The sequence below is a fragment of the Aquimarina longa SW024 genome (assembly GCF_001401755.1).
In the GTDB taxonomy this organism is placed as follows: domain Bacteria; phylum Bacteroidota; class Bacteroidia; order Flavobacteriales; family Flavobacteriaceae; genus Aquimarina; species Aquimarina longa.
The window spans coordinates 159,074-182,426 of sequence record NZ_KQ474100.1 but is presented as its reverse complement, the minus strand read 5'-3'; the positions used below and the strand labels follow the sequence as shown (position 1 = coordinate 182,426).

Genomic DNA, 23,353 nt, shown 5'->3' with positions numbered 1-23,353 from the left:
TAATTTTATTAAGAATTGTTTTAAATAAATCGATTCATCAAGTAGAATGAAATCAAATGTCGTACCCATAAATGAAAATTTTAGACTAGAAGCTCTAAAATCATTAGATATTCTAGATACTAAATCTGAGAAAGAATTTGATGAAATTACAGCTTTAGCTAATTTTATATGCGATACTACTATTGCTTTGATTTCATTAGTAGATTATGATCGTCAATGGTTTAAATCAAAAAATGGGACTAATATCTGTGAAATCCCTCGTCATAACTCTCTATGTTCTTATGCGATTTTACATCCTCATACTCCATTAATAGTTAAAGATGTCCGTGAAGATGATCGTTTTAATAATGATCCTATTTATTTAGAAGAAACACCAATTATTTTTTACACAGGAATTCCATTAGTAGATAAAGATGGTTTTGCTCTGGGAACCTTATGTGTAATGGATAGTAAGCCTAGAGAAATTTCTGAAAAACAGCTAGAGTCCCTTAACTCTTTAGCCAAACAAGTAATCATTCTTTTTGAACTTAATAAAAAAAATACTGATCTCGAAAAGGTACAACAAAAACTAAAAAAAAGGAATGAATCTCTTAGAGAATTTGCTAGAGTTATTTCTCATGATCTCAAAATGCCTTTGGCTAATATTATTACCTCTACTGATCTATTAAAATTAAAGCTTGGTGATAAACTTGATCAAGAAAGTTTGGAATATTTTGAATACATAAAAATTTCTTCATTTTCTATGAGTAATTATATAAATGATGTTTTGGATCATTATGAAAGTGAAAGCTTAATCAATAATATACCTGAGAAATTTAACTTAAATAGTTTATTACAAGGGATTATTGATTTACTTAGTATAAAACCTAATGTTATCATTCATTTACCCGAAGAAAACCCTACATTAGAGTGTAATAAACTTGCTCTAAAACAAGTTTTCTTTAATCTTATAGCTAACAGTATCAAATATAATGATAAAGAAAAAATTATTATATCGATAGATGCTAGTTCTGATGATATCTTCTATTATTTTAGAATAACTGATAATGGAATGGGGATTCCTAATGATAAATTAGACACTATTTTTAAACTGTTTACTACAGCTAATATTACTGATCGAAACGGAAATAAAGGTAACGGAATTGGGCTATCTACTGTAAAAAAGATTATCAAAAGCTTAAATGGATCTATAAGCGTAACTTCTGAAGAAAAATTAAGTACTACATTCAGTTTTTCTATTAAGAGGTAGAGGTAATAACTACACTTTTTGACACTAAAGGCACTAAAACACGAAGTATGTAATTATCGACATACTTTTATACATGCTTCTGCACATTTTTCGCCATCTATAGCAGCAGAAATTATACCTCCTGCATATCCGGCTCCTTCTCCACAAGGGTATAACCCTTTAATCTGTATATGTTCCAACGTTTTCCAATCTCTAGGAATACGTACTGGAGAAGATGTTCTAGATTCTGGAGCATGAACTACAGCTTCGTTAGTAAGATATCCTTTCATACTTTTACCAAACGCTATAAAGCCATCCTGCAATGTCTTATGAATAAATTCTGGAAATACCGTCAGCATATCAACTGCTGTTAAACCTGGTTTATACGATGTAACAGGGAGGTTTGAAGATACCCTTCCCTTAATCATATCATTAAGCCTCTGAGCAGGCACCCGTTGAGACTCTCCTCCTACTCGCCATGCCTGTTGTTCAATACTTTTTTGAAAATACATACCTGATAGAGGACCATACTTAGAAAATGATTTAAAATCTTCTAATCGTAATTCTATAACAATACCACTATTGGCTGTAGGTTGGTCTCTTTTTGATGGAGACCAGCCATTTGTTACAACTTCTCCTAGGCTTGTCGCACAGGGAGCTATTACTCCTCCAGGGCACATACAAAAAGAATACATTCCTCTCCCTCTTACTTGTTTTACAATACTATATGGCGATGGAGGTAAATATGGACTTCTTACATCACATTTATATTGAATTTGGTCTATCAAATGTTGTGGATGCTCTACTCGTACTCCTAAAGCAAATGGTTTTGCTTCGATTTCAATTTTCTTACGATATAAAAGTTCAAATATATCTCTTGCAGAATGCCCTGTTGCCAAAATCACTTTATTAGTTACAATAGTGCTTCCATCAAGTAAGGTTACCCCTCTGATTTCAGAATTTTTTATTTCAAAATCGGTTACTCTTGTACCAAAATATATCTCTCCTCCTCTTTCAATTATCTTCTCTCTTATTTCTGCAATAATACGAGGTAATTTATTTGTACCGATATGTGGGTGTGCTTCTACCAAAATTTGATCTGTTGCTCCAAACCCTACCAAAAGTTTTAAAATACGATGTACATCACCTCTTTTTTTAGATCTTGTATATAATTTCCCATCACTATATGTTCCTGCTCCTCCTTCTCCAAAACAATAGTTTGAATCTGGATCAACAGTATGATCTCTATTAATAGCTTTAAGATCCCTACGACGTGCCTGTACATCTTTTCCGCGTTCCAAAACAATAGGTTTACATCCCAGTTCTATACAACGAAGTGCTGCAAATAAACCTGCAGGACCTGCTCCTATAATAATAACTTCTGAAGCATTAGAAACATCTGGGTATTCTGGTAATTCGATAGGTTTATTTATAAAATCTTCTTGTACAAATACAATAAGCTTCAAGTTTATTTTAACAGCGCGTTGTCTAGCATCTATAGAACGTTTTAGAATCTGTATATGACTAATCTCTTCTAATGGAATACCATTATTGCGTGCTACTATATTTTTTAATTCATTAGGATCTGCGGCAACCTCTGGAGAGACCTGTATTGTAAACTCGTATTGCAATGTTGAATTTCCTTTTGGATTTTTAGCGAAGATACAATATTCTTTGATTCATAAAAGATTCATAAAATATCAAAACAGTATTTTAAAACTATTTACTCTTTCTAATTTTAACCTTTTATTAAGGTTTTAGTTCCTATCTTTGACAGTAAACAAACCTTAAAATTACAATTATGAAAAAGCTATTTTTATTAGCAATTACCGTAATCAGTTTTTCTTTTTATTCAAATGCACAAGACATCAAATTTGGTGTTAAAGGAGGTCTAAATTTTTCAGAATTAAGTGGGGACGATGTTAAAAGCAAAAATACAGACGGAAGAACAGGGTACCATATTGGTGCTGTACTTCAAGTAAGTTTAGCAGAAACTATCGCGCTTCAACCAGAGGTTTTATATTCTGCACAAGGGCTTAAAGATATTGATGTTGATTATATAAATATTCCTATTCTTGCAAAACTTAAATTCGCAAAGTTTTTTAGTGTAGAAGCAGGACCTCAATTTGGTTTTGTTGTACAAGATGATATTGAAAAAGCATTTAAAAGTGTAAATGCAGATGCTAAAGCTAAAAACTTTGACCTTAGTGGAGCTGTAGGAGCTGGAGTAGAATTTGGTGGTTTTTTCGGTCAGTTACGATATAACTTCGGTTTTACAGATGTAATAGACAAAGTAAAAGCTAAAAACTCTGCATTTCAGGTTTCTGTAGGATATTATATATTCTAGTATTAAGAATAACATATAAAAAAACAAAAAGCGGAAGTAAAACTCCGCTTTTTGTTTTTTTAGTTATCTCCTTGTTCTTCTGTTATAATTCTTAGTGTTTTTAGGCTTTGGTTTTCTATAATTCTTAGTGTTATTTTTAGGTTTTGATCCTATGTTTTCAGAATTAGTAGTTGGTTCAAAACCTTCTATTATTTCACTTTGTAATTTTTCTCCCAATAACTTTTCTATTCCTCTAACATAAGCTATTTCATCCATACTGACCAAAGAAATTGCTTCTCCACTTGCTCCTGCCCTACCTGTACGACCAATCCTATGCACATAATCCTCAGATATATTGGGTAATTCAAAATTTATGACATGTGGCAATAAAGGAATGTCTAACCCACGTGCTGCTATGTCTGTTGCTACTAATACCCGTATTGTTCCTTTTTTAAACCCACTTAGAGCTTTTGTTCTGGCTCCCTGACTTTTATTACCATGTATAGCTGCAGCAGTAATATCATTTTTCATCATTTTCTCACTCAATCGATTAGCTCCATGTTTTGTTCTAGTAAAAACTAATACTTGTTTCCAATTTCCTTCTGAAATAAGTTTAATGATCAATTCTGTTTTTCTTTTCTGATCAACTCGATATAATTTTTGCTTAATTTTTTCTGCGGTAGTATTCTCTGGTGTAGCCTCAACCCAAACAGGATGATCCAAAATATCATTTGCTAACTTCTTAATTTCTTTAGAAAATGTAGCCGAAAATAATAAATTTTGTCTTTTAGCTGGTAGCAAATTTAGAATCTTATTGATATCTCTTTGAAATCCCATATCAAGCATACGATCTGCTTCATCCAAAACTAAAATTTCAATAGTGGATAAAGAAAGTGCTTTTTGATTATGCAGATCTAATAAACGACCTGGAGTGGCAACTAATATATCTACTCCATTTCTTAATGCTCTGATCTGAGGATTTGCATTCACTCCTCCAAATATTACCATTGACCGAAGGTCTAAAAACTCACTATATGCTTTCACATTATCCAATACCTGAGCTGCCAGTTCTCGTGTGGGAGTTAATACTAAAGCTCGCACAGGTCTTCTTCTTAATTTCTGACCCTGAGATAAGAGTTGTAATAGTGGTAAGGTAAATCCTGCTGTTTTTCCTGTTCCTGTCTGTGCTGATGCTAAAACCTTTGCCTTCTATAATTGGCGGAATCGCTTTTTGTTGAATTGGTGAAGGTACTGTATAGCCTTTCTGATCGATTGCACGTAATAATGCATCGGATAATCCTAATGTGTTAAATGACATATAAATTGTTTAAGAAATAACAATTTATATGAAATGCCATTTCTGAATATCTTGACAAAGGTACACCTTATTTTAATGATACTCTTTGCCTCGTATAACGTTATCCAATAATTTTAAAGCGTTTTGTAAGATTTCTATATAGATTTTTATCATTTCTAGGAGCAAATATCATTTTATCCTGTTCCTTCTATACTGTCGTTGGGCAAAATTCTGAAATTTATTCTAGTGAGAAAAACGAGCCCACTAAGTTTTTACTCCCTAAGTGAGATTTTAATACTCCGTATTCTATGATTAAAACAAACTTTATACGGATATTTTGTTTATCTATTATGCTGCTGCGTATTTTATAAAATCCACGTAGGCTTGCCTCGATACCAAAAATGTTTTTCAAACGAATGCCTTATGAGCTTGCCCCGAGGTAGTTTACTTAATTTTAAAATACTAGTTAATAAAAATATATTCTCATAAAAAAAACTTTCTACATTAGGGAAAATTTTAACAAAAACAGAATAATAACAAGTAATAGCATCAGAATCTACAAATTATCAAAACCAATTTGGGATTGACTAGTTTAATTGTATGTGGTATGAAAAATCAAACAGTCAATGGTTGACAGTTAGGAATACTTGTTTAAGAAACTGTAGCTAAACTAATATTTTATAGAGGTCTTTTAAAAACATTTAGAGTAGCCTTTTATTAGTAATCTTAGCTCATATTTTAGAACAAGATTGATTTTTGAATCAGGATCAATCACTGAATTAGATCAGATGCATTTATTACAGATAAAAAATACCTTTTCATAAATCTTTATTCTCAAATCTTATAGTATATTTGAAGAATAATATTACTAAGGAATGCAGTTTAAACATCCAGAATTTCTTTATGCTCTTTTTGCGTTAATTATTCCTATACTAGTTCATTTATTTCAGCTAAGGCGTTTCCAAAAAATTAATTTCACAAATGTTGAATTTCTTAAAGCGGTTACTTTACAGACTCGTAAAAGTTCACAAATTAAAAAATGGCTTACACTTTTATTTCGTTTATTAGCTCTAGCAGCTATTATTATAGCATTTGCTCAACCATTTTTGGCATTAGAAGAAATTGTTGGTAAAAAAAATAAAACAGTAATATATCTTGATAATTCCTTTAGTATGCAAGCTAAAGGATCTAAAGGACCTCTTTTAAAAAGAGCTGTACAAGAAATTCTTAGTGATCTTCCTAAAGATGAGGCTATCTCTCTTTTCACCAATACACAGACATTTATTGAGGCTTCAAAAAAAGACCTTAAAAATGATCTACTACAAATAGAGTATTCATCAAATCAATTATCATATCATGCGGCTTATCTTAAGGCTAAGAAATTATTAGGATCATCCCCTGAGGCTATTAAACGAATTATTATGGTTTCTGATTTTCAGCAAAAAGAAAATACGTTTATTTTACCCGAAGATCCCAAAACAAAAATACATCTCGTGCAATTGCAACCTGTCACTAAAAAAAATATTGCGATAGACAGTTTATCTTTAGAACATGATATAAATAATGACTTAATGCTTCATGTAATTGTTAGCAGTATCGATATCGCTACAGAAAACACATCAATTGCACTCTATAATAATGATAAACTAATTGCCAAAACAACTACTTCTATTCCTAAAAATGGTTCTTCTAAAATTAAGTTTCGTTTAGATAAAGATACCAAAATCAATGGAAAAGTTACTTTAGAAGATCCTGCAATTACATTTGATAACACAAGGTATTTTACAATAAATGCCCCCGAAAAAATAAAAGTAGTAGCAATCAATGAAGCCAATGATAATTTTTTAAAAAAGATTTTCACTCTAGATGAATTTACTTTACTAAGCAGTTCTATAGAAGAACTTAACTACAATAGTATTAGCAATGCTAATTTAATCGTAATTAACGAACTAAAACAAATCCCTTTATCACTTATTAATGCTCTTAAATCTTTTTCTGATAATGGGGGGAGTATTTGTTTTATCCCTGCTATTAATGGAGATTTAGTCTCATACCAACAATTTATTAATGGAGGAATAACTTCAGGATTAATTGCAGAAAAAGTGCAAGAAAAAAAAATCACTTCAATACATCTTTCCCACCCATTATATCGAGGTGTATTTGATAAAAAAATTACAAATTTTCAATACCCAAAAGTTAATAGTTATTATCAAACCAATGCTAGTAATACCATATTATCTTTTGAAGACAATAGCTCTTTTTTATACAAGACTAATTCTCTGTATGTTTTTACTGCGGCTATAAATAAAGACAATTCTAATTTTCAGAATTCTCCTTTAATTGTTCCTACATTATATAATATTGGAAAACAAAGCTTACAAGTTACCGATATATCATATACTATAGGGCAAACGAATACTTATGATGTGCCTGTATCTCTTGGACAAGATGGAATAGTATCTCTAGTTTCTGATCAGGAAAAAATTATCCCATTACAGCAAAGTTTTTCTACAAAAATACGAGTTACTACAGATGAAGTTCCTACGCAAGCAGGAATTTATAGTGTACAGGATAAGAATACAAATATCCAACATGTAAGTTATAATTATGATAGTGATGAGAGTAATTTACAGTATTATAACTTACGCACTACAGAAAATTATCAGGTAAGCACATCCGTAACAGAGCTTATTGATCAAATAAAAGATGAGACTAGTGTTAATGAACTTTGGAAATGGTTTATTATTTTTGCGCTACTGTTCTTATTAATTGAAATATTACTATTAAAATATCTAAAATGAATTTTTTACTAAAGGCTGCTACTGTAATTGATCCTAAGTCACCTTTTCATAATCAAACTGTTGATATTTTGATTGAAAACGGAATTATTACAGATATACAAATGATAATCAAAGCCTCTGGTGATGTAGAAGAAATAAAATTAGATAATCTACATGTTTCACAAGGATGGTTTGATAGCAGTATCAGTTTTGGAGAACCTGGATATGAAGAACGAGAAACGATTGATCACGGATTACAAGTAGCTGCAAAAAGCGGTTTTACAGCCATTGGATTACACCCTAACACTTTTCCTGTAGCAGATAATAGTACTGCTATTGCTTTTCTTAAAGGAAAATCCCTAAATACTTCAGTATCACTATTTCCAATTGGAGCATTAACTATGCAATCCAAAGGAATAGATATGGCGGAGTTATATGACATGCAACAAGCTGGTGCTATTGCCTTCGGAGACTATAAAAAAGGAATTCAGAATCCTAATTTACTAAAAATAGCATTACTCTATTCTCAAAACTTTGATGGAGTAGTACTATCATATCCACAAGAAGATGCTATTGCAGGGAAAGGAATGGTTAATGAAGAAGAGCAAAGCACCTTATTAGGATTAAAAGGAATCCCAGCTCTGGCAGAAGAATTACAAATCTCTCGTGATTTGTTTTTACTAGAATATACAGGAGGAACATTACACATCCCTACAATCTCGACAGCAAAATCAGTTAATTTAATCCGAGAAGCTAAAGCTAAAGGGTTAAATGTAAGTTGCTCTACAACTACTCATCACTTAGTACTCACAGATAAAGAACTCATAACATTCGATACAAATTATAAAGTACTACCTCCTTTACGAACTCAAAAAGATATAGACGCTTTATTAAAAGGTATTGAAGATGGTACTATAGATATGGTTACAAGTGATCATCGACCTATTAATATAGAACACAAAAGAGTAGAATTTGATAATGCAAAATATGGTATAATAGGACTAGAAAGTACTTTTGGGACGCTTAATACGATATTAGGTATAGAAAAGACAATAACAATGCTTACTCAGGGAAAATCAATCTTTGGGATAGAAAATATGACTATTGACAAAGGAAGTAATGCAGACTTGTCACTATTTAATCCTAAAGGGACTACTACTTTTACAGAAGAACATATCCTATCAACATCAAAGAACAGCCCTTTTATAGGAAAATTAATAAAAGGTATGGCTTATGGTATTATAGCTAATGGTAAAATGACACTAAAATAGAGAATAACAACTTTATAAATTACTAAAAAAGAGATGCAATCAAACTACGCTAAACAAGGTAAAACAGCAGCTATAGTTGCCTATATAACTATTATAGGAACAATCATTGCTTATTTTATGAATCAAGACGATAAAAATCAATTTGCAAATTTTCATATTCGACAAGCACTCGGGATTAATATCAGTTTTTATCTTTTAGGTGCTTTAATCAGTATTTTTGATTCTTGGGCCATTTCATCTGCTTTTTACATCTTTATTTTTGTATTATGGGTTTTTGGTCTTCTAAAAGCTATACAAGAAGAACAAAAGTTAATTCCTATTCTCGGATCTCATTTTCAGAAATGGTTTAATTTTATTAAATAAAAAGCTTAATTCTAAGTTTATGTTAAAAAAGATGAGTAAACTAATTTGTAAGATTTTAGTATTCATTTTATTAACGATTACAACTCAAATAGGAGGTATTTTATACATTCTTGTAGAATTTAGCACTAGAAGATCTATACACAAAAAGTATAGGTTAAAAAAAGTTATGTTATTTACTATAGCGTATCTGGTGATGACATTTTTAATAGTTCCATATATTGCTCCGATTTTTGGTAGAGAAAAGATAAAAGATACCAAACAAATAGAATCACATCGTTTTATTACAAAACTATTGAATAGAAATTACGTAAACCCGGAATTATATAACGTTATAAAGAGTATTTCTAATTCACTTCGGCAATCCAATAGAGATATTTCATTAATATATCTGGATGCTAATTTTCCTTTCATAGATGGGTTTCCACTGTTTCCACATTTAAGCCATACTGATGGAAAAAAAATTGATATCTCTTTTATTTATAAAGATTCAATTAATAAAATTACTAATCAGAAACCTTCAATTAGTGGTTATGGAGTATTTGAAGCTCCTATAAAACAAGAATACAACCAAATACAAATCTGTAAAAAAAAAGGGTATTGGTATTATGATTTCACAAAATATATAACTCTAGGGACAGTAAACAATACACTAAAGATTTCTGAAAAAGCTACAAAAGATTTACTTTTGGCAATTATAGCACAACCACAGATTGGTAAGATTTTTATAGAGCCACATCTTAAAAACCGGTTAAAAATACACAACCCAAAAATACGATTTCATGGATGCCAAGCAGTTAGACATGATGATCATATCCATTTACAATTAAAATAAAATTATGCAAGTCAAGACATTATCTTTATATCACATTATTAAAGAACCAACTATAAAAAAAGAAAAAACTCCAGTAATTTTCTTGTTTCATGGATACGGTAGTGATGAAAATGATCTTTTTTCTTTTGCTCCAGAATTACCTGAGGAATTATGTATCATATCAGTACGAGCACCATACCCTATGCAGCCTTCTGGAAATGCATGGTATGCTATTTATTTTGATACTGCCCAAGGTAAGTTTAGTGATGATGAACAGGCTATAGAATCCAGAGATAAAATTGCTGTTTTTATTGATGAAGCAGTACAGGAGTATAATCTAGATGCAGATAATGTTACCCTTCTAGGATTTAGTCAAGGCACTATTTTAAGCTATGCTGTAGCTTTATCTTATCCTCAAAAAATAAAAAATGTCATCGCGTTAAGTGGATATCTTAATGAAGATATCTTAGCTGATGAGTACACTACAAACGATTTTTCAGGTCTTAATATATATTGCTCTCATGGTAGTGTAGATCAAGTAATTCCTGTAGATTGGGCTCGTAAAGCTCCTGTTTCATTAAAAAAACTTGGAATTACAACTTCTTTAAACGAGTTTCCTGTAGGTCATGGTGTAGCCCCACAAAACTTTTATCAGTTTAAAGAATGGTTAAGTTCTAGAATTTAAAATAGTTTGTTCAAACAACTTAACTTTGTAAAATAAGTAATTGATATTCTTCATATTGCTGTAGGAATAAGTATAATGCCTTATTAGCCTAGGTTCGCTATAAGATATACCCTTTAAAAAAGCATCAATTCGAGTGGTCATTCAGAATAAAATAAGGAAAAATTGTATCGAGGGTAGTCTTTTTTGAATAAAAATCACTATTCTCGGTATTAATTCTATTTTGTCGGATAACTCTAATTAATATGATTTTTTTACATCGAAATAAAATTTAATACAACCTTCATAAAGTCATTTAAAACGAGTTTTAAATTCTTCTTTACACCAGTGATTCCACAATATTGTTTTTTTAGCTTTGAGTTTAGGATGATTAGGTGGTTGAGTTATTTCTTTCATAAAATAAATAGAGAAACTTTCTAACTCATTAGGGGTATTGATATATTTTATATTCCAACTATTACAATAATACCTTCCCATTGTTTGGAGATATTTTTCATTGTTTTGATTCCTTACAATAGTGGTCAAATATTTTTGCCAACGTTCATTTTTATAAGTCGCATTAACATTTTTTGGTTTACGATACACAACAGTATCCTTATTATTTAAAATATCAATATGCTTACCGTTTCTAAGTTGCGCATCCATTACAAACCAACCGTCAATTTTCATTGGTGATGCGGCAAACATATTCCATTTTTGCCATGTTCCCGTTATTCTAATCACTTTTTTAAAGAATTCAGGGCAATTGTATCCTACATTAATAGTACTCATATTCCATAAAAATACACTTACTCCTATGAGAATCAAAAACAATGATGATATACCATTTCTTTTTGTATTAAAAACTTGTTCTGTTATTTTTAAATTAAAAACAGGTAAGGCTATCGTTTTTCTAATTTGATTTCTTATTAAAATAAGATGAGAGTATATTTTATATTTAGTACAATGTTTTTCAATAAAGTCAGGAACTAATGGAGGTAGTACAACTATCCACATGATCAATGCTGCCCAAGGGAAATTTCCTAATGCCATAAATAAAAAGAAAGAAAAATGAAGCATTGCAAATAAAAACACTCCTATCAGTCTAAAGTATTTCCAAAAAACTGGAATAAAAAGAAGTATACAACCAAATTTTTCTAAATAGATTGTAACATTTGTTAGAAATTGCATAAGCTCTGGCATATTTTTAAGATATGCTGCCAGAGGTTTGCTAAATATATCTAACTCTAAAGCGTAATATATTGCTGTACCATTTGACCATTCTACACCTGTTTTTAGAATTCCTGAACATACATATATATATACGATTTGTAATATATAAATTACTGTTGCTACAGAGACTATTTTATTAGATTTAGGTAATGAAGATTCTTTAAATTTATCTACTGCATACCTTGCATTAATGGGTAAAAATATAGCGTAAAAAACAAGTAATTTAATAACTAAATCACCTCCGTGAACTATGTATGGATTCCGAACATGAATAGATATTATCAAGAAGTATAAGGAAATTAAGAAAAATTTTGTTCTAAAACCTATTGTTACCATTAGAGCACACAAAATTGTAACTAAAAAAATTATAATTTGACCTTCATAACTACCTGTTATCATGTTAATAGAAAAATTCCAGAGATTCCAGTCATTCTGTAACAAAAGCGCTCTTGGATATATCCCTTGGTCTGTATAAAAGATAGTTAAATCCTGAGAACGATTTATAATGTCAATAATAATTAAAATACCTAATAGTATTCTAAAAACTCCAAGTAGCCGTAAATCGAAGCTAAATATATTTTGTATTTTTTGATGCATCAAATACGATTTAATCCTGATTATATTATTTTATAATGGTATAATATATCTTTGAATAAAATGAGTTTTGAGTTTTTTTAGGATGCTTAGTAGGGGCTCTAGATAGATCTACTTTTATACATTAATGGGTTTTGTAGAACAACATTAATTAGAAAAACAATAGTAATGAATGTCTCGAGTTTATATCTAAAAACTCTACTTTGGATTAGTGTATAACAATATACTTCAAGGTATTTTTAATATTCATATAATAACTTGCATTACTAAAACAAAAAAACTGATCTTATAAGATAATAAAGAAAAATAAAATCATCCTCAGATATATACCTAAGGATGATAATTTATATATCAATAGTCTAAATATGTAAAACCTGATAACATCTAATTCCACATATTCATAGTATCTTGGTATTACTATTTTCCACCATTTCCACCATTTCCGCCATTGTCTCCACCGTTTCCACCGTTATTGCCTCCATTTCCACCATTGTCTCCGCCGTTTCCACCGTTGTTACCTCCATTTCCGCCATTGTCTCCACCGTTTCCACCGTTATTGCCTCCATTTCCGCCATTGTCTCCACCGTTTCCACCGTTATTGCCTCCATTTCCGCCATTGTTTCCGCCGTTTCCACCGTTACTACAAGTACCTATATATCTCCACCCTGAAGATGTTTTTTCAAACAGATCACCTCTATATGTTACTTTATCTCCTATAGCGTAATCAATTCCCGAGGACCATTCATAAAATTGATCACAAGAAATACCTAGATCTGACTTAGAAAAATCAATCAAATTTGTATCAGGCGGTGTTGTACCTTTTTCGATGTTATTAGCTTCACAAGCGATTAAAAAACAAGCTAATAAAAGAGTAAGTGTTAAATGAATTGTTTTCATAATAAATTCTAATTAAAAGTTTTAGTTAATAAATATTTAAGTTTATTGTTATATGAGAAACGTATGTGTTCTTTTTTTTAAACGATTCTCATATTTAATTGATATCTAACAAATACCTATGTAACCCATTTACTTCAGTTTTAATAAGATTTTAGTATTTTACCCTAAAACATTGCATTCTTTTAACATTTTTAAATAAATATCAAAAATCAACACTAGTTTTATAAAAATCTTGTGATATAGGGGTGTATCAAAAATCTATATGCTTTTTTTCATTTTAAAAATCAGATTAGTAGAAACTGTTACCTAGAATAATTCCATTTTTATAAACATTTTAAAAAAAAGCATAGTAACACTAGAATAAATTAAAATATTTCTATAAAAAGATATTGTAGCAGTAGGATGATTTCAATTTAATAGTTTTATAGTGTTCTAAAATTACAATGAAAACAAGGAGTACAAGAAAAAAACATAAATTACAACATCCCATTATTTTTTTAAATCAAAATATATTATGCTTAAAATAGGATGTAATTAAACAAAAAGACTACCTTATAAGGCAGTCTGTTTAGTATATATAGGTTCCATTTTTGCAATAAAGAACTACATTTAAAGGTTGTCATTATTTATATTCTCTATTTTATGAATCATGGTTTTAGCATTTTCATTAGAAGTATTCAATGCTAATGATTTTTTATAGTTTTGGAGAGCTAGATCATATTGCTTATTTTCAAAATATCCTTCTCCTAAACTATCATATGGATTAGAGGATGAAGGAAATTCTGATACTGCCAATTCAAAAATCTTAATAGCATCTTCTATTTTTCCTTTTCTTAGCAGCTTATAACCAATTGTATTGAGTTCTGATTCATCTTTAAAATTATATGTATTTATATGATCTTTTTTTAACTTATTATAATGCGCTATTCCTTGATCTATAGTATCTAAACATTTATAAAAAATAGCTCTTCCTATTGATTTTTTTCCAAATGGTTTTATATCATCTAACACTCCTTCAAATACTTCTCGTATTACCGTGCTCCCTTCTACTCCACCAGAATTAGTAGTTACTGAAATTCCCATTTTAAACTCGGGATATACAAAAAAATATGTATTCATCCCAAATGCTCCTCCATGATGATTATAATTAACACCATCTTCATTATGGTCTATTCTCCAAAAATAACCGATCTCCTCACTTTGGTCAAACGTATAAAGGCTTTTATGAGATTCTTTAACAACTTGCTGTGTCGTATCTAACTGAAACTGCATATACTTAACTAAATCAGGCATTGTTGATTTTAGACCACCCTCTGCTCCCCATAACGTTTTTGATAAAGGAAGGTGAGGTACTAAAACCCCTTTATTATATGCATTTGCCAATTGATCATGTTCTTGGCTATTAAGTTTCATTTTAGTATTTGTCATACCTGATTTCTTAAAGATATAATCTTCTAGTAGTGTCGTATATGATTTTTCATAAACAGTTTCTAATACATGTCCCATCAAATTTGCTCCCATATTAGAATATCGGTATATTGTCCCAGGGAGTGTGTCTATAACAACCTCCTTTAAATGGTTAAAGTATTTCTCTTTGGTATACTGTTTTTCTATTTCATTTAATTTAAAAAATATACTATCATTTTTATGTTTAAATAATTCATCAATTCCTTTATTATTAGATGGTAAACGAGAAGTATGTGTAAGAATATGCCTTATCAAAATAGGGTTACCTTTATATTCTAAATTAGGAAATTCTCCATCAAGGTACTTTCTAATATCATCATCTAAACTTAGTTTATTATCTAATACAGCTTGTGCTATTAGAGTACCTGTCAATGTTTTGGTAAGAGAAGCTATTTCATAAAAAGTGTTGTTTGTGGGAGAATTTTTTTTCCCCTTATCTAACTCTCCATAATGTTCTATATAGGTTTTTCCATCTTTATAAACTCCTATAGATAATGACGTAATAGCTGAATCTTGCAGAGATAAAATCGCATTAGCATCCATTGATATCTTTACAGAATCGATTTCTGTTTTTTGAATAACCTTGTTGTTTGTGTCGTTAGTTTCTTTTTTACAACTTATTAAAAATACAACAATCAGAATAAGGATAAGCTCAGTTTTCATTTTAATGATTTAATATAGTCTTATAGATATTATTTTTTGAGAATTGTTACAGTAACATCGGTTAAATCTTTTTAAAATAGAAACAATCAATATTAAAATATTATCAATTATACTACTTATTAATTAAATAAATCTTAGTTATTTTACATTTAAATTAAGAATAATAAAGTAAATATTAACAAAAGTAACGTCATCACACTTGTAAAAAAGCAAAATATTTTAGAAAAAAAATAGTTATTACTATGTACAATATTTTATTTATTTAAAAAAATAGTTATGAAAATAATATTGAAATCGGTTAGTATTTTATTAGTTTCATTGTCTCTTTCTTTTTGTTCAAGTGATGACAATACTACTTCTCCAAAACCAGATCCTGATGGTGGTGAACCTGTTGAAGCAATAATTACTCTAACGAGTACACTTAGTGTTCCCTGGGAATTAGTATGGGGACCAGATAATTTTCTTTGGGTAACAGAAAGAAACGGAAAGATTAGTAGAATAAATCCTGACAGTAAAGAACAACAATTACTATATACAATCCCTAATGTAGCTCAAGTAGGTGAAAGTGGATTACTAGGTATGGTTCATCATCCCGATTTTGACAAAAACCCTTACTTATATCTTGTCTATACATATACTGGAGATCATGGACTACTAGAACGATTAGTTCGTTTTACTTATACTAATAATAGATTAGCTAATGAAACTATACTCATTGATAAAATTCCCGCTAATTCTAATCACAATGGATCTCGTATACTTATCACTCCTGATATGCATCTTATTATGACTACAGGAGATGCCGGAAATACAAATTTTTCTCAAGACATGAAATCTCTAAGTGGTAAAGTTCTAAGATTAAATTTAGATGGAAGTATTCCTGATGATAATCCTTTTAAAGGAAGTTATATTTATAGTCTAGGACATAGAAATGCACAAGGCCTAGCATTACATCCTAATGGTACTCTATATAGTTCAGAACATGGACCAAGTTCTGATGATGAAATAAATATTATAAAACCAGGCAAAAATTATGGGTGGTCAGAAGTAAAAGGTATAATAGATACCCCTAATGAAAAAGCATTTGCAGCAAATACAGAAGTGATTGAATCTATTTTTGATTGGACTCCTACAATTGCTCCTTCAGATCTTATATACTATACAGGAGATCGAATTCCTGAATGGACTAATAAACTTCTTGTATCTGTTTTAAAAGACCAAAAGATAATTGCACTTACTCTAAGTAAAGATGGAACAAAAATTATCGAAGAAAAAGCATTTTTTGACAAACAATTTGGGCGTATTAGAGATATTGCAATATCTCCAAAAGGGCGTGTTTTCATCGCTACTAATGGTAATTCTTATGGAGATACAAGTAATACTCATCGTATCATAGAAATTAATAAAATTAAATGATTCTATAGTTTATATTATTAAATCAGATGTTCTAATTGTTTGAATGCAATTATGTAACAGAATACAATAAACACTGTATCTCAGCATTTTATAATTCTTAAATTTGCATATATTACGGAAAAACCGTAATATTGTGATGCCCATTTCTTAAAATTGATAAAACCTATGCATAAAATTACTTCAGAACAGCAGTTTAATTCCAAGCAATTAGAACATAAATATAAAGATATCTGGGATCGAGGTATTCACCTATTTACTGTAGATGACAAAAACCGCGATTTTTACTATTCCTTCTTTTATGTAGACTTACTATTTGTGCAAGTAATTTACAATAAAATCACAGGAGATATTATTGCTATTAAAAGTTTTACTGATAAAGGCAAATTGATGTTTTATCTTAAAGAAGATTTTTCTTAAAAACTCCTATATACTTCATGTAATTGGAAGAAAATGTAAATTTAGGATTTCTACTTTTTGCTTTTTTAAATTGGTTTATAAATTCGAATAGATCTAAAACTAACCTTGGTTATATAAGACAAAACGATATATCCATTTGACTACCTACGATACCATGTATTAAGGATCAACCCTAAAATGACTAATAAGGTTCCTAGAATACTCATAATAGGATAGATATCAGAAAACCATAAGAAACCAGTAATCATAGTAAAAACAACTTCAATATATTTTAGAGATACAATTCTATTTGTTGCTTGTGATTGAAATGCTTTAGTCATGAATAACTGTCCAAAATATCCAAAAACCCCAAGACTAAATAACAATATCCACTCTACTCCAATAGGCGTAATCCAATTAAAAATTGAAAGAACACCACCTAGCATCACCGAAATCCACATAAAATAATTTACAATTACAACAGGATGATCTCTCCGACCTATTTTATTAATCAAAACATAAACCATTCCACTAAAAAATGCAGAACCTAAAACTAATAATAATCCAAAAGAATCAATGTTAACGTCAAATCCTTTTATCATTAAAACGCCTATAAAAGCCATTAAAATAAATAACCACTGTATTGGTTTTACTTTTTCTTTAAGAAAGAAAACTGCAAAAATAGTAGCAAAGATTGGTGATAAATACCGTAATGACACTGCAGAGCCAATAGGAAGGTAATGTACTGATGTAAAAAACAATCCCATAGAAGTGACTCCCACTAATCCACGATAGATCAATAGTTTTTTCTGGTTTCCTAATATTGGGATATTATACCATAATAAATAACTCATTGTGAAAATCAATGAACCAAAGGCCCTAAAGAGTACTAATTGAGGACCTCCAAAGCGTACTAAATATTTGACAAGTAAATTCATGGCTGTAAAACAAACAGCACTGAAAAGCATAAAATAGAGTGCTTTCTTCATTTATTTAGTTTAAGCTTTTCTCTATAAAAAACTAACAGCTCCAAAGTAAACTCATGAAGTATGCTCTTTATAAAAAAGGGTTGATTATGAGGCAAAATTTAGTAATTTAATGTTTTTCAATGAAGGATTAAATATAATAAACCATAAGTCTAATCAAGGTAGTTTTTATGATCAATTATTCTTATCATTAGAAATAATATCATCTATTTTTCGTAGAATATTAAAATAAATTATTTGGCATGATAATAGTTCTTATTATAAAAAATCAGTTAGCGTTTTTCTGAGATTATAAATTAACAATATTAGAAAATAGTCTATCAAAAGTTTTTTTAGTATTTTAGATAATTAAAACCCCAAATTACCCTAATGAAAAAGCTGTCATACCTACTACTGCTTTTTTTAGCACAAAGTGTCTATTCACAAACCTATACTGTTTTAGATTCTCTACATAATACTCCAGTATCATATGCTACTATCTCTTTTGGAAATGGAAAAGGTACGTTTGCAGATGGCGATGGTAATTTTAGATTCTCAAAAAAATGGTACCCTGATATAGATTCTCTATACATTTCAGCAGTTGGATATAAGGAAGTTTTACTTTCAACAACTTCATTACCGAATAAAATAATATTAGTTCAAAATATTGCTGAACTTAAAGAAGTATATATAACTGCTGAGAAAAAAAGAAAATACAAAACTAAGAAAATTCCATCCGAAGTACATAATGATTATTTTAAAAGTTGGCTTCCTACCGTAGAATCTGAAATTGCAGTTTTTTTCTCTAAAGATTCTGATAAATCTACCAAAATTGCTTCTGTATATTTACCTATAAAGACAGAATCTTCAAACCGAAATTCCAAAAGAACACAATCATTTTCTACAATATTCAAAATGCAATTTTATAGCAATCATGATAGCTATCCTGATAAAAGACTACCTTATGAAGATATCATATTTAAAGTAACCAATAATGATAAGTCTAATTATGAATTGGATATATCAGAATACAAAATTTTTATCCCAAAAAATGGTATTTTTGTCTCAATACAAGTAATGGGATACACTGATAAAGAAGGTAAATTATTGCAAACTAAAAAATATAGTGAGATTGAAACTAAAAAAGGTATAGTTAAAATTTCTACTACCTTTAGACCACTACTCCCCTTCACAAATAAGATAAGTAAATATAAAACTTTTACTCGCAGAATATTCTTCAAAAATAGAGCTTGGCAACGTTTTGATAAAGAATATAGTACCAATAATAATTTAATTAAAAACAATAATACCAATTATGGTATGGGCTTAAAATTGCATTTATATGATAATGATTAACAATAAATAATTTAGAAATAAAAAAAACATTTGATACGTTCGTTATATTATCATTCTAAAAAAGATCTTCTTTTTGTATTAAACTGTACAGCAGCTTTATGTATTTCTTTATGCTTCGTTCTTTTTTCTGCATAATCAACCGCGTCAGAAATCGTAAGATAATAATGATTCATTCCTAATTCATCAGTAAAACCTGATCGCTTTAAGAAATCTCGCACCGGACCAATTGTTCCCACCATCAATAATTGAATATTTAAACCATCAAGATATTGCTGAATATCTTCTAGAACATGCAGCCCTGTACTATCTATATCATGCATATTAGTATTATCAAGAATCAAAAAAATTGGTAATCGTTTACGCTCAGAAAGATATGTCAAAACAGCATCTTTAAAATAACCTGAATTCCCAAAATACAATTGATTATCAAACCTAATAATCAAATACACATCTGATTGAGTAGCATTCGGAAATCTATTTATATTTCTATAATATTTAGTATCTGGTATGTTTACTAACTCTGCAATATGCGGGCGAGCACTATAATATTGTAAAAAAACAAAAGACAATAAAACTCCTATAAAAATTCCTTTTTCTACTCCAAAAATTAATGTGCCAAAAAAAGTAATTAACATTACAATAAAATCACGTCTTCTAAGCCTAAACAAATAGACCGCTTCACTAAAGTTAATCAATCCAAACACAGAAACCAATATAATTGCTGCTAAAACTGTTTTAGGTATATAATAGAAAAATGATGTTAAGAATAATAAAGAAAGTATCACCATTATTGCTGCTATAATAGATGAAACAGCTGTCTTCCCTCCTGCTTCATCATTAATTGCTGTTCTACTATAACTTCCCGAAGACGGAACTGCCTGAAAAAAAGACCCTATAATTTTAGAAATACCTAAAGCAAATAACTCTTGATTGGGGCGTATAACATGATCTCTATTCTTCATTTCCATCGATTTGGCAATACCTATACTTCCTACATACCCTATAAATGTAACAGTTAATACTGATGGTATAAGAGTAATCAGTGTATCATAGTCCATATTAGGAATACTAAAAGATGGTAACCCACTAGGAACATCTTTAATAACAGACAATCCTTTTGTGTGTAACCCAAAAACATAAGTTGCTAAAGTCATAACAACCAAAACTACAAGTGCTCCTGGAAAAGATTTTTTCCACTTTTTTAATATAATAATAACAGCAATAGAAGATAAACAAATTCCAAATGTAACCCAGTTCACTTCCATAAAATGACTAAGAACATACCAAATTGTTTGATGTGTGTATTTAAAATCAGGAATGGCAATTCCCATACCTTGTTCTAATTGAGAAACGATAATTATAATTGCTGCAGCAGATATAAATCCAGAAATAACAGGTTGAGAAATAAGGTTTACCAAAAAACCCATCCGTAGCACACTCATAATAATTTGCAACACTCCTATAAGGAATCCAGAAAACACAACCAGTTCTATAAACCGTTGCGTAAACGGATCAGCTAACTGGCTTACTCCACTCATTACCAAAATTGCAGTAACAGCTACTGGACCAATACTTAATTGCTTAGATGTACCAAAAAATGCATAAAGTAATAAAGGAACTAAGCAAGCATATAATCCATAAATTGGAGGAACCCCCATAAGTAATGCATAAGCAATAGCTTGTGGTATGAGCACTACTCCTACTGTAATACCAGCAATAGTATCTGATTTAAATAAAGAAGTAGTATACTCCTTATCCTTAAAAATCGTAAGAAACGGAATTATTTTATGTAGTGTTTTAACGCTTGTAGTTATTTTTGATTTATAATGTAAATCTACGATAGTTTAATAAGTTATACCAAAAGAATTTAAAATCACATCAATTTAAACACAAAAATGGCATACATACTCTTCATTAATTTATTTTAAGATCTCATTTTAGTACTGCCGTTACGTATAAAATTTGATCGATTTTAATTTTGATCGAGAAAAATGTATTTTAATTAAGTAATTTAGCTAATGCAATACGATTATGTAGTATTTAAATCCATTGTACATGCCAAATATCTCACTTTTTTTAACATATAGAAAAAATTCTGATGAATGAAATTATACTTCTCTGTATTCTAGCAGTAATCGGTTTTATAGCTGGTGTAATTAATACTATCGCTGGTGGTGGTTCTTTACTTACATTACCTATGCTAATTTTTATGGGATTACCTCCTGCTGTTGCCAATGGAACAAATCGTATAGGTATTTTTATTCAGTCTATTTTTTCTATCGCTGGATTTAGAAGTAAAGGCATCAAACCCAAACTTTTCGGGCTTTATATAGGTATATGTGCACTTATAGGCTCATTGATCGGTGCTCAAATAGCAGTTGACATAAAAGGAGAGACGTTTAATAGAATCCTAGCAATAGTAATGGTAGCTGTAGTGCTTTTTATGGTCTTTAAACCTAAAATGAATGTTCTAGAACTAACCGAAAGAATTACTGGAAAACATCTATGGCTATCGTGTATTGCTTTTTTCTTTATTGGAATTTATGGTGGATTTATACAAGCTGGTGTTGGAATGCTTATATTATTAGCTTTAACTTCTATTAATCATCTAAACTTGGTATCATCCAATGCTGTTAAGGTATTGGTAGTTTTCATATATACTATTGGAGCATTAGCTATTTTTGCATATACTAATCAAATCGATTATCTATATGGGTTCATTCTTGCAATAGGAAATGCTACAGGAGGGTGGTTTGCTAGTAGATGGGCAGTTAAAAAAGGAGATGGACTAGTAAAAATATTCTTAATTATTATGGTCATCGCTATGGCTATTAAATTATGGGTAGATAATTAAGTACACCCCATTAATACTAAGAAACCAAATAAAAATCTTACCTAAGAATGCAAACTTTCTGAATTTACTTTATAGTTGAATTGTATCATTAAGTAAAAGGTTCTTGTATATTTGAAAATTTTTAAATAAATTTTTATAATTAATGACAAATAAAACATTCGGAGCTCATTACTTTCATACAGATATCTCTGATGTTTATGAAAGTGACCTTGATCAACTTTATTTTTTCAAAACCTATATTGGAAATCACAAAATTAATGTAGAAAAAGGAGATTCTATATTCTTTTTTGATGATCAGTTAAAGAACGCTAAAGTTCTAAAAGGACCTTGTTTAATAGAATCTAATCATTTAGCTACTGTTATAAGAGGATATATGCATCCAGAGGCAAGTTCTTCATTACGTGGAGTAACTACGCTTCCTTATGTAAATGGGTGCTCTACTAAACAAATTTTTCACCCAATACGATTAGGAGATCCTACATTGCAGTATTTAAAGATGCCACCTTTTAGTAAAGAGCAAGAACATCATATCCATTCTACCTTTAGAGTAGTACTAATTCTTGATGGATTTGGAAAAAGTATTGTGGGAATTGAGAATAACAATATGGTTACTGATTTAAAACCTGGAACAATATGTATTCTAGAACCAATGTGTCCTCATCATTTCGAAACAAATACAGAAAAACCACTAATAGCAATACCTCTTCATATCTTTTCTTCTGTTGGAAGTCTTGAAAAAAATCACCCTATGTTTAATGGTACAGTAATTATCTAG

At 29.9% G+C, this 23,353-nt stretch carries 19 protein-coding genes and 1 pseudogene; 13 read left to right on the top strand and 7 right to left on the bottom strand.

The features are described from left to right. Positions 1–46 precede the first annotated feature (46 nt). Positions 47–1,249: a sensor histidine kinase gene (locus N456_RS13355; RefSeq protein WP_062057984.1), complete on the top strand. Its 1,203-nt coding sequence runs from the start codon at positions 47–49 to the stop codon at positions 1,247–1,249. Positions 1,250–1,302: 53 nt separating this feature from the next. Here the strand turns inward: N456_RS13355 and N456_RS13350 are convergent, their stop codons facing one another. Continuing rightward, positions 1,303–2,859: an NAD(P)/FAD-dependent oxidoreductase gene (locus N456_RS13350; protein WP_062057981.1), complete on the bottom strand. Its 1,557-nt coding sequence runs from the start codon at positions 2,857–2,859 to the stop codon at positions 1,303–1,305. A gap of 170 nt (positions 2,860–3,029) precedes the next feature. On the opposite strand from N456_RS13350, the gene N456_RS13345 reads away from it, so the two are divergent. Beyond that, the gene (locus N456_RS13345; protein ID WP_062057979.1) at positions 3,030–3,575 is read left to right on the top strand and encodes a porin family protein; all 546 of its coding nucleotides are present in this window, start codon (positions 3,030–3,032) and stop codon (positions 3,573–3,575) included. 63 nt (positions 3,576–3,638) lie between these two features. Here the strand turns inward: N456_RS13345 and N456_RS13340 are convergent. Continuing rightward, positions 3,639–4,872 (bottom strand): annotated as a pseudogene (locus tag N456_RS13340) (DEAD/DEAH box helicase). An 854-nt stretch (positions 4,873–5,726) separates the two neighbouring features. On the opposite strand from N456_RS13340, the gene N456_RS13335 reads away from it, so the two are divergent. From N456_RS13335 to N456_RS13315, 5 genes are read left to right on the top strand one after another with little or no spacing between them, the layout of a single operon-like run. Beyond that, positions 5,727–7,652: a vWA domain-containing protein gene (locus N456_RS13335; RefSeq protein ID WP_062057976.1), complete on the top strand. Its 1,926-nt coding sequence runs from the start codon at positions 5,727–5,729 to the stop codon at positions 7,650–7,652. Next, positions 7,649–8,902 carry a dihydroorotase gene (locus N456_RS13330; RefSeq protein ID WP_062057973.1) on the top strand — a complete coding sequence of 418 codons (1,254 nt, stop codon included), beginning with the start codon at positions 7,649–7,651 and terminating at the stop codon, positions 8,900–8,902. Before N456_RS13335 ends, N456_RS13330 begins: the two co-directional genes overlap by 4 nt. 33 nt (positions 8,903–8,935) lie before the next feature. Beyond that, positions 8,936–9,265, top strand: a complete 330-nt coding sequence (locus N456_RS13325) for a DUF4870 domain-containing protein (RefSeq protein ID WP_062057970.1) — start codon at positions 8,936–8,938, stop codon at positions 9,263–9,265. A 31-nt stretch (positions 9,266–9,296) separates the two neighbouring features. Then, entirely contained in the window at positions 9,297–10,097 is an 801-nt protein-coding gene (locus N456_RS13320; protein WP_148639325.1) for a hypothetical protein, read from the top strand. 4 nt (positions 10,098–10,101) lie between these two features. Further along, positions 10,102–10,761 (top strand): alpha/beta hydrolase, encoded by a 660-nt coding sequence (locus N456_RS13315; protein WP_062057964.1) that lies wholly within the window; start codon positions 10,102–10,104, stop codon positions 10,759–10,761. Between the two features lie 288 nt (positions 10,762–11,049). Here the strand turns inward: N456_RS13315 and N456_RS13310 are convergent, their stop codons facing one another. The 3 genes from N456_RS13310 to N456_RS13300 all read right to left on the bottom strand — a co-directional run bounded on the left by N456_RS13310 (position 11,050) and on the right by N456_RS13300 (position 15,591). Then, positions 11,050–12,567, bottom strand: a complete 1,518-nt coding sequence (locus tag N456_RS13310) for an HTTM domain-containing protein (RefSeq protein ID WP_062057961.1) — start codon at positions 12,565–12,567, stop codon at positions 11,050–11,052. A gap of 414 nt (positions 12,568–12,981) precedes the next feature. Next, complete coding sequence (locus N456_RS24875; RefSeq protein WP_062057958.1) at positions 12,982–13,461, bottom strand: hypothetical protein; 480 nt, start codon at positions 13,459–13,461, stop codon at positions 12,982–12,984. Positions 13,462–14,070: 609 nt separating this feature from the next. Next, on the bottom strand, positions 14,071–15,591 hold the full coding sequence (locus N456_RS13300; protein ID WP_062057955.1) for a serine hydrolase domain-containing protein: 1,521 nt from the start codon (positions 15,589–15,591) through the stop codon (positions 14,071–14,073). A 276-nt stretch (positions 15,592–15,867) separates the two neighbouring features. Here N456_RS13300 and N456_RS13295 point away from each other — a divergent pair, with 276 nt between their 5' ends. Together N456_RS13295 and N456_RS13290 are read left to right on the top strand one after the other, a co-directional pair. Then, a complete protein-coding gene (locus tag N456_RS13295) occupies positions 15,868–17,007 on the top strand; it encodes a PQQ-dependent sugar dehydrogenase (protein WP_062057952.1) in 1,140 nt (379 codons plus the stop codon). A gap of 165 nt (positions 17,008–17,172) precedes the next feature. Beyond that, positions 17,173–17,424, top strand: coding sequence for a hypothetical protein (locus N456_RS13290; protein WP_062057948.1), 252 nt, complete (start codon positions 17,173–17,175; stop codon positions 17,422–17,424). Between the two features lie 140 nt (positions 17,425–17,564). Here N456_RS13290 and N456_RS13285 read toward each other — a convergent pair whose 3' ends face one another. After that, entirely contained in the window at positions 17,565–18,392 is an 828-nt protein-coding gene (locus N456_RS13285) for a DMT family transporter (RefSeq protein WP_240315531.1), read from the bottom strand. Positions 18,393–18,758: 366 nt separating this feature from the next. Here N456_RS13285 and N456_RS13280 point away from each other — a divergent pair, with 366 nt between their 5' ends. Then, positions 18,759–19,724 carry a peptidase associated/transthyretin-like domain-containing protein gene (locus tag N456_RS13280; RefSeq protein ID WP_062057945.1) on the top strand — a complete coding sequence of 322 codons (966 nt, stop codon included), beginning with the start codon at positions 18,759–18,761 and terminating at the stop codon, positions 19,722–19,724. A gap of 50 nt (positions 19,725–19,774) precedes the next feature. Here the strand turns inward: N456_RS13280 and N456_RS13275 are convergent, their stop codons facing one another. Then, positions 19,775–21,418 (bottom strand): SulP family inorganic anion transporter, encoded by a 1,644-nt coding sequence (locus N456_RS13275; RefSeq protein ID WP_240315530.1) that lies wholly within the window; start codon positions 21,416–21,418, stop codon positions 19,775–19,777. On the opposite strand from N456_RS13275, the gene N456_RS25025 reads away from it, so the two are divergent. The 3 genes from N456_RS25025 (at position 21,411) to N456_RS13265 (ending at position 23,353) form a co-directional block, all read left to right on the top strand. Continuing rightward, positions 21,411–21,551: a hypothetical protein gene (locus N456_RS25025; RefSeq protein ID WP_240315529.1), complete on the top strand. Its 141-nt coding sequence runs from the start codon at positions 21,411–21,413 to the stop codon at positions 21,549–21,551. The two genes, N456_RS13275 and N456_RS25025, sit on opposite strands and share 8 nt — an antisense overlap. Before the next feature lie 271 nt (positions 21,552–21,822). Beyond that, the gene (locus N456_RS13270; protein WP_062057939.1) at positions 21,823–22,578 is read left to right on the top strand and encodes a sulfite exporter TauE/SafE family protein; all 756 of its coding nucleotides are present in this window, start codon (positions 21,823–21,825) and stop codon (positions 22,576–22,578) included. Between the two features lie 142 nt (positions 22,579–22,720). Beyond that, positions 22,721–23,353 (top strand): cupin domain-containing protein, encoded by a 633-nt coding sequence (locus N456_RS13265; RefSeq protein ID WP_062057936.1) that lies wholly within the window; start codon positions 22,721–22,723, stop codon positions 23,351–23,353.

Excerpts from the sequence above, each read along its gene's own strand:
- N456_RS13355 (WP_062057984.1), top strand. The coding sequence starts at position 47 with ATGAAATCAAATGTCGTACCCATAAATGAAAATTTTAGACTAGAAGCT.
- N456_RS13345 (WP_062057979.1), top strand. The coding sequence starts at position 3,030 with ATGAAAAAGCTATTTTTATTAGCAATTACCGTAATCAGTTTTTCTTTT.
- N456_RS13335 (WP_062057976.1), top strand. The coding sequence starts at position 5,727 with ATGCAGTTTAAACATCCAGAATTTCTTTATGCTCTTTTTGCGTTAATT.
- N456_RS13330 (WP_062057973.1), top strand. The coding sequence starts at position 7,649 with ATGAATTTTTTACTAAAGGCTGCTACTGTAATTGATCCTAAGTCACCT.
- N456_RS13325 (WP_062057970.1), top strand. The coding sequence starts at position 8,936 with ATGCAATCAAACTACGCTAAACAAGGTAAAACAGCAGCTATAGTTGCC.
- N456_RS13320 (WP_148639325.1), top strand. The coding sequence starts at position 9,297 with ATGAGTAAACTAATTTGTAAGATTTTAGTATTCATTTTATTAACGATT.
- N456_RS13315 (WP_062057964.1), top strand. The coding sequence starts at position 10,102 with ATGCAAGTCAAGACATTATCTTTATATCACATTATTAAAGAACCAACT.
- N456_RS13310 (WP_062057961.1), bottom strand. The coding sequence starts at position 12,567 with ATGCATCAAAAAATACAAAATATATTTAGCTTCGATTTACGGCTACTT.
- N456_RS24875 (WP_062057958.1), bottom strand. The coding sequence starts at position 13,461 with ATGAAAACAATTCATTTAACACTTACTCTTTTATTAGCTTGTTTTTTA.
- N456_RS13300 (WP_062057955.1), bottom strand. The coding sequence starts at position 15,591 with ATGAAAACTGAGCTTATCCTTATTCTGATTGTTGTATTTTTAATAAGT.
- N456_RS13295 (WP_062057952.1), top strand. The coding sequence starts at position 15,868 with ATGAAAATAATATTGAAATCGGTTAGTATTTTATTAGTTTCATTGTCT.
- N456_RS13290 (WP_062057948.1), top strand. The coding sequence starts at position 17,173 with ATGCATAAAATTACTTCAGAACAGCAGTTTAATTCCAAGCAATTAGAA.
- N456_RS13285 (WP_240315531.1), bottom strand. The coding sequence starts at position 18,392 with ATGAAGAAAGCACTCTATTTTATGCTTTTCAGTGCTGTTTGTTTTACA.
- N456_RS13280 (WP_062057945.1), top strand. The coding sequence starts at position 18,759 with ATGAAAAAGCTGTCATACCTACTACTGCTTTTTTTAGCACAAAGTGTC.
- N456_RS25025 (WP_240315529.1), top strand. The coding sequence starts at position 21,411 with ATGAGCACTACTCCTACTGTAATACCAGCAATAGTATCTGATTTAAAT.
- N456_RS13270 (WP_062057939.1), top strand. The coding sequence starts at position 21,823 with ATGAATGAAATTATACTTCTCTGTATTCTAGCAGTAATCGGTTTTATA.
- N456_RS13265 (WP_062057936.1), top strand. The coding sequence starts at position 22,721 with ATGACAAATAAAACATTCGGAGCTCATTACTTTCATACAGATATCTCT.